This window comes from Chryseobacterium sp. FP211-J200, from assembly GCF_001643375.1.
In the GTDB taxonomy this organism is placed as follows: domain Bacteria; phylum Bacteroidota; class Bacteroidia; order Flavobacteriales; family Weeksellaceae; genus Epilithonimonas; species Epilithonimonas ginsengisoli.
The window spans coordinates 81,497-96,237 of record NZ_LSHB01000016.1 but is presented as its reverse complement, the minus strand read 5'-3'; the positions used below and the strand labels follow the sequence as shown (position 1 = coordinate 96,237).

The following is a 14,741-nucleotide window of genomic DNA, read 5'->3' as shown; positions in this document are numbered from 1 at the left end:
GAAATTGCAGGCGGATTATTCGGTGACTTCCTTAATCCAACCTATATTTCTCAGGACGAAGATGAACTCTGGAAAAAGAAGCGAAAATTAAGAAGATAATTAAAAATTTAAAATAATAAATATGGAAAATGAAAATAAAGAATCTAAAAGTAACGGAATGGAACTTTTAGAAAACGTGATCAAATCAAATACGGAAAATATTGAACAAAATATCAAACTTCAGTTTGCCATTGAAGATCATACGACTCTATTGAATGACTTAAAGACATGCTTGGAAGACGGACAGTCGATCAATAATGAAACTGTGGTCTTTTTCAAATTAGTGCAAGCCAAAATAACTGAATTAATTGCCAGTATTCCTGCCCAGACAGAAATGGTTCTTTCAAAAGAAACTAAAGATTATTTGGAAGGTTTAGGGAAGGATATACGATGGAAGAAGAAATTTATTTGGAGCGGAATTGGAGTTTTTGTCTTTGCGATTTTTGTACTGATCGCCTCAATTAATTTCTCAACCAAATGGTACAAAGAAAGCATCAGAGCCAAAAGTGAACTACGCCAAGATATTTTAAATGAAATTGCTGATGACGGAAAAAAAATCTATGATAAAAATGAGATAATAATGTTGAGAGAAAATACTCAAGTTATGCAATTGTGGATTAAGAATAATCCTAAAAAAGCAGAGGACTTTCTGAGGTTTAAAGATGGATATAACGCGAGTAAGAAAAATTATTAAAAAATTATCAAGCAGTTGGAGGGTTAAGTTAATTTGGTAATTAGAAAAAAATGAGGTAATGTATTGTATCGACTATTTGAGTTCTTTGTGAATTACACCTCCAACTCCTTATAAGATAGTTTTTACTAAAAGTAAAACATAAATTAAAATTTATTACTTTTGTGAAGTGAAAATTTTGAGACTTCTATTAACATTTTATTTCATAGCACTGCTTATCATTCCTTGCAGTGATGTTGAAACGCAGCTTTTTGTAGGTCATCATAGTGAAATTTCCATAAGTGCCGAAAATTCCCAGCCGGGTAGTAATGATGGTACTTGTTCTCCTTTTTGCATGTGCAACTGTAGCCACGTAAGTGTCATTGCATTTAAGGCAGAGCCTTTGCTGGAAATTCCTTTGCAGGTTCAATTCTATTTTTCCAAAAAAATTCTTTTTCATAAGAATAACATTGCCTATCAGGTTTATGACCATATCTGGCAACCCCCTAAGATTTAATTTTTTTTGACAGTTTTTTAAAGATTTTGCCGTAAAGCAGTGTCTTTAATGGTTACGATTACTGTACTTTTTACAGGATTTTGTGGCTATGTTGAATTCGTAAGCAATTTCAATAAAATTAAAATTAAATGTTAGATAAAATCATAAAATTTAGCATCAACAACAAGATCGTCATAGGAATAATGACCTTGTTACTGATACTATGGGGTGTATGGAGCGCAAACCGATTGCCCATTGATGCTGTGCCCGATATCACCAACAATCAAGTGCAGATCATAACTGTCTGTCCAACACTTGCGGGTCAGGAAGTGGAACAGCTGGTCACTTTCCCCATTGAGCAAAGCATCGCCAATATACCAGATATTGAAGAGACTCGAAGTATCTCAAGATTCGGTCTTTCTGTCATTACCGTGGTATTTAAAGAAGATGTCGATATATATTTTGCACGCCAACTGATCAGTGAAAAATTAAAAGAAGCTTCAGAAGAAATTCCAAAAGGTGTTGGCACGCCAGAACTTGCTCCTGTGAGTACGGGCTTAGGAGATGTGTATCAGTATATTTTGCATCCGAAGAAAGGAAGTGAAAAAAAATATTCATCTAAGGAGCTCAGAACGATGCAGGACTGGATCGTCAGAAGACAACTGAACGGAACGCCGGGAGTTGCGGAGGTCAACAGTTTTGGAGGGGAACTGAAACAATATGAAGTGGCTGTCGATCCCAATCGGCTCCGAGCAATGGGGATCAGCATCACAGACCTTTTTACTGCATTGGAGAAAAATAATCAGAACACAGGAGGTGCTTTCATAGACAAAAAACCGAATGCTTATTTTATCCGTGGCATAGGTGTCGTAACTTCTCTCGAGGATATTAAAAATATAGCAGTCAAGAATGACAAAGGAAATGTCCCTATTTTCATTAAGGATGTAGCTGATGTTCGTATTGGAAGTGCAGTTCGTTACGGAGCTATGACATACAATGGTAATGTAGATGCTGTTGGCGGCATTGTAATGATGCTAAAAGGCTCCAACAGCAATGAAGTTGTAAACCTGATTAAGGATAAAATTCCTACGATCCAAAAATCTTTGCCGGATGATATTGTAATAGAACCATTTTTGGACAGGACAAATCTTGTTGGAAGAGCAATCAGCACAGTGGAAAAGAACCTGATTGAAGGTGCATTGATTGTTATTTTTGTTTTGGTCGTATTTTTAGGAAATCTAAGAGCGGGATTGATCGTTGCATCAGCTATTCCGTTATCGCTCCTTTTTGCATTAGGGATGATGAATGTTTTTGGGGTCAGTGCCAATTTGATGAGTTTAGGCGCAATCGACTTCGGATTGATTGTCGATGGAGCTGTCATCATTGTGGAAGCAACACTTCACCATTTAGGATTACGGAAATCTACTCAAAAACTGACGCAAACTGAAATGGATGAAGAAGTTTTTCTTTCTGCTTCAAAAATCAGAAATAGTGCGGCATTTGGCGAGATCATCATTCTGATCGTTTACATTCCTATTTTAACTTTGGTCGGTGTTGAAGGGAAAATGTTTACACCGATGGCAAAAACAGTAGGGTTTGCTATTTTGGGAGCTTTGATCCTATCGCTGACTTATATCCCGATGATGAGCGCATTATTTTTATCAAAAAAAATATCACGAAAGGAAACTTTTTCAGATAAGCTGATGAATAAACTACAGGGTGTCTATCAGCCATTACTAAAAAGAGCTATCAAAATCAAGGTTATAATTGTTTCCGTTACGGTACTTTTATTTGCAGTGAGCCTATTTTTATTCAGTCGAATGGGTGGCGAATTTATCCCACAGTTACAGGAAGGCGATTTTGCTTTTCATTGCATCTTGCCTCAAGGAAGCTCCCTGTCGCAAAGCATTGAGACTTCAATGCAGGCTTCTAGAATTATCAAAAAATTTGATGAGGTAAAAATGGTGGTGGGAAAAACAGGGGCTGCCGAAGTACCTACCGACCCAATGCCTTTTGAAGCTACAGATCTGATCATTGTTTTAAAGCCACAAAAAGAATGGAAAAGTGATAAATCTTATGATGAATTAGCGGACGAAATTTCAGAACAACTAGAATTGATTCCCGGTGTATTTTTCGAGAAAAACCAGCCTATACAAATGCGCTTTAATGAGCTGATGACTGGAATCCGTCAGGATGTGGCGGTGAAAATCTTTGGTGAAAATTTGGATTCCCTTGCAATTTACGCAGATAAGGTTGGCAAAGTCATTCAATTTGTTGATGGGGTTACTGCTCCACAAATTGAACGCATCAGCGGGCTGCCACAGATCAATGTAGAGTACGACCGTACAAGAATGGCAAACTATGGATTAAGTATTGAGGATGTTAACAATACTTTAAGTACAGCTTTTGCAGGAAAATCTGCTGGTCAGGTTTTTGAGAACGAAAGACGTTTTGATCTGGTAGTCAGACTCGACAGTCTTCACCGAACCAATATCGATGATGTCAATAATCTGATGATATCCACCAATACAGGAAACCAGATCCCACTTTCTCAAGTGGCTAATATCGGCTATAAACTCGGCCCGGCACAGATCAGTCGAGAAGAAGGGAAACGAAGAATAGTTGTAGGTTTTAATGTCAAAGGTCGGGATGTAGAAAGTGTAGTCGATGATATTCAAAGCAGACTTGAACAACAAATAAAGCTGCCCTCAGGATATTATTTCACCTACGGCGGACAGTTTGAGAATCTGCAGGCTGCAAGCAAGAGACTGCTGATTGCTGTTCCTGTGTCTTTACTTCTGATTTTTTTCTTACTGTATTTTACATTCCGCTCTTTCAAACAGGCTGCATTGATTTTCACGGCCATTCCAATGAGTGCCATCGGCGGGATCTTCGCTTTATTGATCAGAGATATGCCATTCAGTATCAGTGCCGGAATAGGTTTTATCGCATTGTTTGGCGTTGCTGTTCTCAACGGAATTGTCCTCATAGGAACATTTAATCAGCTGGAAAAAGAGGGCGAAACAAATCTTATGAAACGTGTCGTAGAAGGTACTAAAACTAGACTTCGGCCAGTTCTGATGACCGCAACAGTGGCTTCATTAGGATTTCTTCCAATGGCAATTTCGACAGGAGCTGGAGCAGAAGTTCAGAAACCTTTGGCAACGGTGGTAATAGGTGGCTTGATCACTGCGACGTTTCTAACGCTATTTGTTCTACCGATTCTTTACATCATTTTCAACAGTAACTTCAGAATTAAAAATATGAAGATGAAATCTTTGACAACAATTATCGTGTTAGGATTTCTACTTGTCGGACAAACATTGAATGCTCAAACAACAAAAACACTTTCTGTGGAACAGGCTACAGAAATGGCATTGAGCAATAGTTATTCAATAAAAACGAAAGAATTGGATATTAAAGTTTCCGAGGCCTTGAAACCGACCGCTAATGAACTTCCAAAAATGAATTTCAATGCACAGTTAGGTCAATACAGCAGTCCGAAGTTCGATCAGTCGTTTTCCATTTCGCAGAGCATCCCATTTCCGACTTTGTTTAAAGCCAGAAAAGACCTGATTGCAGAAGAGATTAAAGCTAAACAGATCAGTAAAGACATCACCGCCAACGAAGTTGCAAGGCAGGTCAGAACTTATTTTTACCAGATTGAATATCTGCACTACAACCAGACCAAACTGATGAAGCTCGACAGCCTTTATCAGGATTTTATCAGGATAGCCACTGTCAGATTCAATGCAGGTGACATCAAAAAAATTGAAATCAGTACAGCAGAAACTCAGAAAGGGGAGATCGGTCTATTGCTAAATCAGAATAAAATTTATCTTGATAATGCATACAAAAATCTGAAAGCACTATTAAATACAGACGATGATATAAAGGTTTTGTTTAAAGAAAATTATGAACCGATGAAAGCGGAATATGTTCTTGACAGTACAGCGATTTCCAGCCATCCAACCGTCAAAGCATTTTATCAGGAAATGGAAATTGCCGATAAAAATAAAAACGTAGAGCTATCGCAGGGCTTACCTGAGTTCAGTTTGGGTTACACGAACCAGTCGATCATAGGTTTTCATACACTCAATGGGCAGGAAAAATATTTTGATGCAGGAAAGCGATTTCACATTGCCAATCTTGGAATTTCAATTCCTTTGACTTTTGGAGCGACGAAAGCGAGAATCCAGTCTTTGGATTATCAGAGGCAAATGGCAGAATCGAACGCAAAACTCCAGCAAAGGCAATTGACAGTTCAACTTGAGAATGCCTTAGAGCAATATAAGCAGGATGTGCAGCAATATGAATATTATGTAGGTAAGGCTATTCCAAATGCAGAAAAAATTGTAAAAGCAGGTCAGCTCGGTTACAAAACCGGAGAAATCTCCTACGTCGAATATCTTTTCGCTCTGCAGACTGCAACCAATATTCAGCTAAAGTATCTGGAATCCATTCAACAGGTCAATCAGTCTGTAGTCATCATTAACTCTTTAATCAATAAATAATATGAAAAAAAATATCATCTATACTGCTTTCGTTTTTGTTATTCTTATGAGCTGTGAAAAGAAGGAGGCCAACACAGAATCGGAAAGCGAAATCAAAACTGAGCAGGCAGAAGAACACGGTGATGAGGTTCCACAGACCATAGCAAGCCTGTCTGAAGAACAGATTAAAGCGGTTGGCATCAATCTAGGAAAGATTGAGATGAAGGAATTGACTTCTACCATCAAAGCCAATGGAGCACTTAGAGTTCCGAACAATAATAAAGCGACCGTCACATCAATGTATGGTGGGATTATTAAAACTTTGAATGTACAGATCGGGGATTTTGTAAGAAGAGGACAGGTAATTGCCTCCATTTCAAATCCGGAATACATTCAGTTGCAAGAGCAATACCTGACCGTGAAAAGCAGGATTGCATTTGCAGAACAAGAATACAGGAGACAAAAGGAATTATTTGATAATGATGCCGGCGCAAAGAAGAACCTTCAGAGTTCAGATGCTGAACTGAAAACCCTCAGAACACAAAGATCATCTTTGCAGAGACAGCTTCAGATTATGGGCATCAATCCCGCCAATGTCAATAATGGAAATTTGCGATCCGGTTTAGTTATCACATCACCAATCAGTGGAACGATAAGTACTATTTCCTCACAAATTGGAAGTTACGTTGACATCTCATCGCCCGTTGCGGAAATTATAGATAATGGTTCCCTACATCTTGATTTGCAGGTTTTTGAAAAGGATCTGCCAAAAATGAAAGTGGGACAAATCGTTCATTTTAAATTAACAAATAATCCTGAAACCGAGTACGATGCCATAATCTACAGCATTGGTTCATCCTTTGAAAACGACAGCAAAACAATCTCCGTTCACTGTTCTGTAACAGGAAACAAATCCGGATTGATCGACGGAATGAATATCACAGGAATCGTAAGTCTCGATAAAAGTACCACGCCTGCGGTTCCCAATGAAGCCATTGTAGAAGCGGACAGCAAATATTTCATTTTTATCAAAACAGACAAAAAGGCTGAAGAGCATCAAGAAGAGGGAGAAGATGAACATTTAAATGAAAAGAAAATATCTAACAAAGAAGAAAAAATGACTAATTTCGAAAAGATAGAAGTTGTGAAAGGTTCTTCTGATATGGGTTACACGGCGATTACAGCTGTCAATGAAATTCCGGCAAATGCTGAAATAGTAGTAAAAGGCGCATTTTTTGTCAATGCTAAGCTAAGTAATTCAGGTGAACACGAAGATTAAATTTTTAAAATAACTGTAATGGAACACAAACATATTTACGACGAGGAAGGAAACCAGCTTTGTTGTACAGCGCAGGAAGGCAAAATTTACAAAGACGCAGGTGCCAAAAAATTGCTTAATAATGATAGCTGCTGCTCTACAGAGAATAATAAATCTGAAACGCACAGTGACGATGATGAACATGACCATAACGATGGTGAGAAAAATACATTTCAAATGTTTTTACCAGCAATTGTTTCTCTGGTTATACTTTTGATAGGGATCGTACTGGATAACTTTTTTCCGCAGGAGTGGTTTCAAGGCTGGGTACGGATCGTATGGTATGCGGTGGCTTATTTGCCTGTCGGTCTACCCGTTCTAAAAGAAGCGTATGAAAGCATCGCCAAAGGTGACGTGTTTTCGGAATTTTTTCTAATGGGCATTGCTACTATAGGTGCATTTGCAATCGGTGAATATCCGGAAGGGGTTGCTGTTATGCTTTTCTACAGTGTAGGAGAGGTTTTCCAGACACTTGCTGTTTCGAGAGCAAAGAATAATATCAAAGCATTGTTGGATCAGCGTCCTGATGAGGTGACCATTCTTGAAGGTAACCAACCAAAGATCATCCCTGCCAAACAGGCGAGAATTGGGGATATTGTACAGCTAAAATCAGGAGAGAAGCTGGCTCTGGACGGAGAGTTGGTAAGTGAATCCGCATCGTTCAATACCGCTGCATTAACTGGTGAGAGTAAGCCTGATACCAAAAACAAAGGTGAGAGTGTGCTTGCCGGAATGATCAATCTACAGACTATTGCTCAGGTAAAAGTGACAACTGCTTACGAAGACAGTAAGTTGAGCAAAATTCTGGAATTAGTACAAAATGCGACGGCTCAGAAGGCACCTACCGAACTTTTTATCCGAAAATTCGCAAGGATTTATACACCCATTGTCGTCGGACTCGCAGTACTGATATGCCTACTACCATATCTGTTCGTGGAAAATTATGTTTTCCGTGACTGGCTTTACAGAGCATTAGTGTTCTTAGTGATCTCTTGTCCTTGCGCTTTGGTTATTAGCATTCCTCTAGGTTATTTCGGCGGAATTGGCGCAGCTTCAAAGAACGGTATACTGTTTAAAGGAAGTAATTTTTTAGACATTATCGCCAATATTGAAAATGTGGTAATGGACAAGACCGGAACAATGACCGAGGGCGTCTTTAAAGTTCAGGAAGTTACTTTAAAATCTGAATTTAATAAAGATGAAATTCTGAAGATGGTAAATGCTTTAGAAAGCAAAAGTACCCATCCGGTCGCTACGGCAATCCATCAATATGTCGGCGAAATCGACCATTCTATACAATTAGAAAATACAGAAGAAATTCCTGGGCACGGATTGAAAGCCAATATCAACGGGAAAGATCTGCTTGTGGGAAATTTTAAATTGATGGATAAGTTCAATATCAAATATGATCTTGACCCTACGCAGATCGTTTATACAATAATTGCAATCGCATATGACGGAAAATTTGCAGGCTACATTACTATTGCAGACAGTATAAAAGCCGATGCACAGCTGAGCATTGATAAACTTAAAGCTTTAGGTGTAAAAACTACGATGTTAAGCGGAGACAAGAGCACTGTTGTACAATTTGTTGCAAATCAACTGGGAATAACTAACGCCTTCGGTGACCTGCTGCCGGAAGATAAGGTTAACAAAGTAAAAGAGATCAAATCACAAAATGAAACAGTTGCCTTTGTGGGAGACGGCGTCAATGATGCCCCTGTTGTTGCCTTGAGCGACGTAGGTATTGCAATGGGCGGATTGGGAAGTGATGCAACCATTGAGACCGCAGACGTAGTCATTCAAGACGATAAGCCAAGCAAGATACCGATGGCAATCAATATCGGAAAGCAAACCCGGAAGATTGTTTGGCAAAATATTTTTCTTGCTTTTGCTGTAAAAGCGATTGTACTGGTTTTGGGAGCTGGTGGATTAGCAACAATGTGGGAAGCAGTTTTTGCTGACGTAGGAGTTGCTCTATTAGCTATATTAAATGCTGTCAGAATTCAAAGAATGACTTTTTAATAATGCTATTTATAAGTATTTAAAAAACAGAGATGCTGTAAAAGTACATTTGTAATTCATATTTAAGGCTCAACTAGATGGTTGAGCCTTAAATATAAAAGTTATTACCCTGAAGTAATCCTTTAATTTATTAATGAGCGTTTGAAGTATTTTAAAACATAAGTAAAAAAAGAGCCCACGCCGTTGTATATACTCACTGAGTATTTAGTGAGTGTTCAACACCTCACCCTGCGGGTGTACAAGCACCCTCGTTATTTTTTCTATCCAATAATTAACTCAATACCGGCTTTTTCTGCTTTGTATTTTATTTTGGTCTGCAATTCATAATAACTCCAGTTGCGAAGCACAAATTCCTGTTCTCTTGCAATGCCTATTTTATCTTCCTGATTTTTAAGAATCAATGTGCCTGCCTGTTGCTGGATACAGAAATCGATAAGTTTACGGCTATAAAGGTGAAGCCGATGACTTACATATCTGCTTTCCAGATTCTCTGTCTTATACAATGCTTTCTGTTTGCGTTTAACTCCATTTCCTGAACGGGTATAGGCGATACCGTCTTGAATCCTTTTCTGACTTGCCTGAATAGCAAGCCTGCGATACAGGAACTCCTCTTTCGAGCCAATATTGATTCGCACATTGTTGGCCTTTACCACTATCGGGTGTTCCAAAGACAGGGAAGCCTCTGCAATGATTTCGGGTTTTAATTTATGTTCTTCTTTTTCAAATTCAAATACTGCAAGCCAATAGATCTTTCCGGCTTTCAGCTGGATCTGCGATGTGCAAAGCTTTATCTCTTCTCTTAAGAGGCGTTCCATTATCACTCGCTTATCAGAGTAGTAGTTTCCCAAATACGTTTTAACAGGAATAGCAAACATATTGAAGCTATATGCTTTCTTTTCGGGATCATACTTCATTTTGCTGATGCATTTGACCGGAAGCGGAATTGGAATATCTTTCTTAAAGTTTCGCAATGATTTTGTTCCCTGCCAATAGTCGGCTTTAGTTTTAGAGAAGGTTGATTGAATCGTATTGTTCAGGCTTCCCAGAATATCTGTAGGAATTTCTCCTTTGAAGCGATCAAAAACCATACGTGCAGTTGTGTGTGTTTTCGAACGGGTGAATATTCCCATTTTATCTTTGTTTTCATCAGCAAGTTTGTATTGGATATCTTCTGTGAGGTAAAAGAAATCTTTGATCATTTCCTGAACATACAGATGGGAAACAATAAAATTAGCAGCTCTGAAACAGCGGTTCTGATACCGGTAGAGTTTTTCCCACATCTCTTTTTGTTCATTTGCAGGAAGATCAATCAGTAGCTGAATTCTTCGGGTCAATGTCATCGTGGATTTTTCCATTTTAAAGAGGTATTTCAGAAGTGTTTTGATTTTGTAAATGTTGATATGCATACAGAAATTCCCGATGTACTTCCTTTTCAGGTAATTTGAGTTCTTGGGCAATAACTGCAAATGAAGATTTCTGCTCAAACCTTCTTTTCAAAATATCGAGTTGTTGACTACTGAGTTTTTCTGACTGCTTTTTATTATCGAGAGCTTTTCCCTTTGGCTGCTCAGAAGAACTTCTATTAAGAATTTTCCGAAGGTCATTTATAGCTCTGCTCACCTCATTGCTGATATCTTTCACACTGCTTCCCATTGCTTCTGCGATTGGTTTGTGCTGAAAGCCATATTCCAAGCAAAGTTCAATCAGGTGTTTTCTTTTGGGATCCAGAACGGGTAAAACCTTTTTAACTTCATCGAAATTTTTCTGATCGGATTCCTGACTGAGAAGATACTCTTTATCTTTTAGCGGGTCATAACCTGCAAGATAATCCTGATAATTCTCAAAACTGTCAAGAGAAGCCATTAAGCGGTTGAATTTATTTCTTGGAGCAGTAACATACGATATACAATCCCTTTTCATTACAAACCGTAAAAATCCTGTAATATGATCAGGCGTTTCAATGGTGTCGCGGTGCAGCCACAATTTGAGGAAGGTATCCTGAACAATAGTGTCCACTACAAAATCATCTTTAAGCACCTGCCATCCAACCCAAAAAAGAAGTCTTTTGTAACGCAGATGAAGATGTTCCAAAGCGGTCGGATTGCTTTTTTTTAGCAGTTCATACAACTGAAGATTGGTCAACTTTCGGGGCAAAGAGTTTGTTCTTTTCATAAACAGCGAATTTTAATTAAATTATTGCTGAAGGAATTGTTTAGATCTTTATATGAATTATCTGCAACATTCAAACATTATCTCACTACATATTGCCAAAAAGAATGCGTGGAACTCAACTTACCGACTGGTGGTACTGGCATACCGAGCAACGATAAGTGAGCCCTTGCCGAGGTCGTGGGCACATTTACTTAATAACTCGTTGCTTTTTGAAAAGTGCCAGTTTTCCAGTCGAGAATCTAAAGCAATAGCTTCTATATTTCTTTGACTATCACAAAATTACCTTTATAACTAATTTGTTCAAATATAAGAAATTTCCAATTTGTTACAAGAACTTGTAACAAAATTTGCAAATAAAATTACGCCCTTTGTATAAAATGTTAGCAAATGGATGTTTTAAAAGATGAAATACTAAAAAAATTTGGTGAACACGTTAAAGATTTAAGAATTAAATCAGGACTTACCCAAGACGAGGTTGTGCTAAATAGTAGTAAAATTACTAAAGGTACAGTAAGTGATATTGAAAATGGGAAAAGAAATTTTGCTTTTACTACTTTAATCGACTTAGCTAAAGGTTTAAATGTGTCTCCTAAAGATTTGCTGAACTTTAAAATTGACTAAAAAATTCTGAATAGTTGTAATTTCTCTAAAGGAAATTTTTAATTTTGACGAAAAGAGGATAGAAAAATTACTCTCGAACAATTTTTTAAACTATAAATGAATAAAATACCGATTATCATCGGTATTTTTTATTAGTGAAATTCTGGACTAAGTTCTTTCTTTATTTAGATTATCATGGTTTCATCACCGCATCACGCATTTGAAAAAGAAGAGTTAATCTAAAGTAAAGAAAGGAGGGATTGTTAATGATTGCTGTAAATTATAGCAACAAAATCCATCTCAAAAAGATGGATTTTGTTTTAACGTAAAATAAAGGTGTGCTAATATCTTTACATTACAGCATAACTCGCCGTAATTAGTAATTAATAATTAATCGAAATACCAAATCCCCATCCCATATCACTGTCATAATGTGTACGAATGCCCACATTTTTATTAATAATATATTTTAGTTCTGTCATATATTCCATATCGGTGTTGACCATAAAACCTGCTCTCAATCTTTTTGTAATGGGGATGTCTTCACGCATTAAGGAAAGACGTACAATACCATCGTGATAGACTTCCGCCTGAAAGTTTACTAGCATTGGCAAAGTGTACATCAAACCTAAACTTATGGCTCTACGTGTATCTTTTTCATTTTTCTGTCCAAATAAATTGGTTTCGTGTTCATCCATACCCATTTTACGATACCTCCAGTCAAAACCGATGAATGGCATAAACCATTGCATTTTACCAATATATCGTCCTAAATGAGTTTCTACTTCATAACCATGCATATCATTATAACCTAAACGCCATTCTGTACCTAAGCTCCATCTTGCATTCTGAAACATTGCATCACCATCATTTCCATTGGTAGCAAAATCGTTCTGAGCCATAAAGTGTGGCATATTGCTTTCTCTTTGCAACATATTATATGCTTGCCTTTTATCAGGCAAATTTGGATTTTGATAATCGTCAACTGCAAATACCCTATTCATTCCTGACATCATGTGATAAAGGATATGACAGTGGAAAAACCAATCTCCTTCTTCGTTTGCTAAAAACTCAATAGTGTCAGTTTCCATCGGCATTATATCTAAAACATTTTTAAGGGGAGATTTTTCACCTTTGCCATTAATAACTCTAAAATCGAAGCCGTGTAGGTGCATTGGATGTCTCATCATTGAGTTATTGTACATTGTGATGCGTAAAATTTCTCCTTTCTTAACAGGGATTTTATCAACTTCTGATAGGATTTTGTTATCCATACTCCACACATAGCGGTTCATATTTCCTGTAAGCGTAAATTTTAATTCTTTTACAGGTGCATCTTTAGGAAGTGAAGTACTATTCGGTGATTGTAACATTGCATAGTTAAGGGTTTTGATTTCTCCCAAAGCATTTGCATTATAACGGTTGGGATCATTTTCCATATTCATATTCATATTGTGTTGGCTATGGTCTTCTTTCTGCTTACTATCTCCTGTGATTTCAGGATACATTACTACGTTCATATCCATTTGGTTCAAGCTCATTTTCATTCCCATATCATCCAGATCTCCGTTCATCTTCATCATATCATTCATCATCTTCATCCCCTCAAAATATTTCAATCTAGGGAGCGGGGAAATTAACTGCTTTATGCCGTTGCCTACAAAATAACTTGCGGATTGTGTCCGGTCTTCGGTTGTAGCTAAAAATTCATAAGCAACACCATCTTCAGGAATTGTGACAACAATATCGTAAGTTTCGGAAACTGCAATGATTAATCTATCGACCTCTACTGGTTCTACATCATTACCATCATTGGCTACTACAGTAATTTTACCACCCGCATAACGCAACCAAAAGTAAGAAGATGCCCCACCATTTGATATTCGCAACCGCACTTTATCGCCTGCTTTCAGTGTTTTTCCATCAACTGTTTTTAAGTCGGTAGCATTATTTCCGTTGATTAATATTTTATCGTAATACACATCGCTAACATCCATTGCCAGCATACGTTTCCATTCGTTGGTTACTTTTGTTTTGAAATGACCTTCTTTGATAGCTTCTGCGTAAGATTGTGTAGCATTTTTTTTGATAGCCGCCCAATCATTGGCGTTGTGCAACATCCTGTTAATGTTATCAGGATTAAGGTTTGTCCACTCACTTAAAATGATGGGTTCGGTTGGCAAATCATCAATTCCTTCTCTAAAATTTTTATCATCCTCACGCTTTTTCATTACAAAACTGCCATACATACCGATCTGCTCCTGCAAACCCGAATGTGAGTGGTACCAATGCGTGCCATGTTGGATAATCGGAAAACGATAGGTATAAGTGTCGCCCGCCTTAATTGGCTTTTGTGTAAGCCAAGGCACACCATCCTCTTTATTGGGCAAGAACACACCATGCCAATGCAGTGATGTACTTTCTTTTAATTGGTTATGTACGACAATTTCGGCTGTATCGCCTTCAGTAAATGTCAACGTGGGCATAGGTATTTGACCATTTACGGCAATGGCTCTCTTTTCTTTACCTGCATAGTTTACTAGTGTATCTGTTACATATAATTCGTATCGAACTGTTTTTGGAGGTTTTGTGTTTACAATTCTTTTTACGGTTTGAGGCTTTTCTTTTGGCATAGACATATTGTTCATTTTGTCCACCTTTTTCGGCTGCTCTTTTGGAGGTATCTGCATTTCATCATTTTTTTTGTTTGATGACTGCTTTACCGTTTTAGCCTTTTCTTTTATCAATTTCATACCACACTTTGGGCAGTTGCCTGGTTTTGTGGCGTGGATTTCGGGATGCATCGAGCAAGTATAAGTTGCCTGTTGAACCTGTTCTTTTTTACTCATATCCATACCTTTCATATCCTGTGCTTGTGCAAAGGTGTACGTTGCAACGATGAATATTATTAATGTTATCTTTTTCATT

General features: G+C 37.7%; 9 protein-coding genes. 6 read left to right on the top strand and 3 right to left on the bottom strand.

From position 1 onward, the window contains the following. The first annotated feature begins 121 nt into the window (after window positions 1-121). The 5 genes from AXA65_RS06635 to AXA65_RS06615 all read left to right on the top strand — a co-directional run bounded on the left by AXA65_RS06635 (window position 122) and on the right by AXA65_RS06615 (window position 9,041). A complete protein-coding gene (locus AXA65_RS06635) occupies window positions 122-733 on the top strand; it encodes a hypothetical protein (protein WP_063969332.1) in 612 nt (203 codons plus the stop codon). Between the two features lie 166 nt (window positions 734-899). Continuing rightward, on the top strand, window positions 900-1,226 hold the full coding sequence (locus AXA65_RS20440; protein WP_063969331.1) for a DUF6660 family protein: 327 nt from the start codon (window positions 900-902) through the stop codon (window positions 1,224-1,226). Window positions 1,227-1,354: 128 nt separating this feature from the next. Continuing rightward, on the top strand, window positions 1,355-5,719 hold the full coding sequence (locus AXA65_RS06625) for a CusA/CzcA family heavy metal efflux RND transporter (RefSeq protein ID WP_086048097.1): 4,365 nt from the start codon (window positions 1,355-1,357) through the stop codon (window positions 5,717-5,719). A 1-nt stretch (window position 5,720) separates the two neighbouring features. After that, window positions 5,721-6,977, top strand: coding sequence for an efflux RND transporter periplasmic adaptor subunit (locus tag AXA65_RS06620; RefSeq protein WP_063969330.1), 1,257 nt, complete (start codon window positions 5,721-5,723; stop codon window positions 6,975-6,977). An 18-nt stretch (window positions 6,978-6,995) separates the two neighbouring features. Continuing rightward, the gene (locus tag AXA65_RS06615; RefSeq protein ID WP_063969329.1) at window positions 6,996-9,041 is read left to right on the top strand and encodes a heavy metal translocating P-type ATPase; all 2,046 of its coding nucleotides are present in this window, start codon (window positions 6,996-6,998) and stop codon (window positions 9,039-9,041) included. A gap of 260 nt (window positions 9,042-9,301) precedes the next feature. Here the strand turns inward: AXA65_RS06615 and AXA65_RS06610 are convergent, their stop codons facing one another. After that, window positions 9,302-10,396 carry a hypothetical protein gene (locus AXA65_RS06610; RefSeq protein WP_063969340.1) on the bottom strand — a complete coding sequence of 365 codons (1,095 nt, stop codon included), beginning with the start codon at window positions 10,394-10,396 and terminating at the stop codon, window positions 9,302-9,304. Between the two features lies 1 nt (window position 10,397). Next, complete coding sequence (locus tag AXA65_RS06605; protein WP_056028938.1) at window positions 10,398-11,213, bottom strand: RNA polymerase sigma factor; 816 nt, start codon at window positions 11,211-11,213, stop codon at window positions 10,398-10,400. A 387-nt stretch (window positions 11,214-11,600) separates the two neighbouring features. Here AXA65_RS06605 and AXA65_RS06600 point away from each other — a divergent pair, with 387 nt between their 5' ends. Then, entirely contained in the window at window positions 11,601-11,834 is a 234-nt protein-coding gene (locus AXA65_RS06600; protein WP_056028936.1) for a helix-turn-helix domain-containing protein, read from the top strand. A gap of 362 nt (window positions 11,835-12,196) precedes the next feature. On the opposite strand, the gene AXA65_RS06595 is transcribed toward AXA65_RS06600, so the two are convergent. After that, entirely contained in the window at window positions 12,197-14,740 is a 2,544-nt protein-coding gene (locus tag AXA65_RS06595) for a multicopper oxidase domain-containing protein (RefSeq protein WP_096030810.1), read from the bottom strand. Window position 14,741 lies beyond the last annotated feature (1 nt).

Coding starts and splice junctions, on each gene's coding strand:
- AXA65_RS06635 (WP_063969332.1), top strand. CDS start 122: ATGGAAAATGAAAATAAAGAATCTAAAAGTAACGGAATGGAACTTTTA.
- AXA65_RS06625 (WP_086048097.1), top strand. CDS start 1,355: ATGTTAGATAAAATCATAAAATTTAGCATCAACAACAAGATCGTCATA.
- AXA65_RS06620 (WP_063969330.1), top strand. CDS start 5,721: ATGAAAAAAAATATCATCTATACTGCTTTCGTTTTTGTTATTCTTATG.
- AXA65_RS06615 (WP_063969329.1), top strand. CDS start 6,996: ATGGAACACAAACATATTTACGACGAGGAAGGAAACCAGCTTTGTTGT.
- AXA65_RS06610 (WP_063969340.1), bottom strand. CDS start 10,396: ATGGAAAAATCCACGATGACATTGACCCGAAGAATTCAGCTACTGATT.
- AXA65_RS06605 (WP_056028938.1), bottom strand. CDS start 11,213: ATGAAAAGAACAAACTCTTTGCCCCGAAAGTTGACCAATCTTCAGTTG.
- AXA65_RS06600 (WP_056028936.1), top strand. CDS start 11,601: ATGGATGTTTTAAAAGATGAAATACTAAAAAAATTTGGTGAACACGTT.
- AXA65_RS06595 (WP_096030810.1), bottom strand. CDS start 14,740: ATGAAAAAGATAACATTAATAATATTCATCGTTGCAACGTACACCTTT.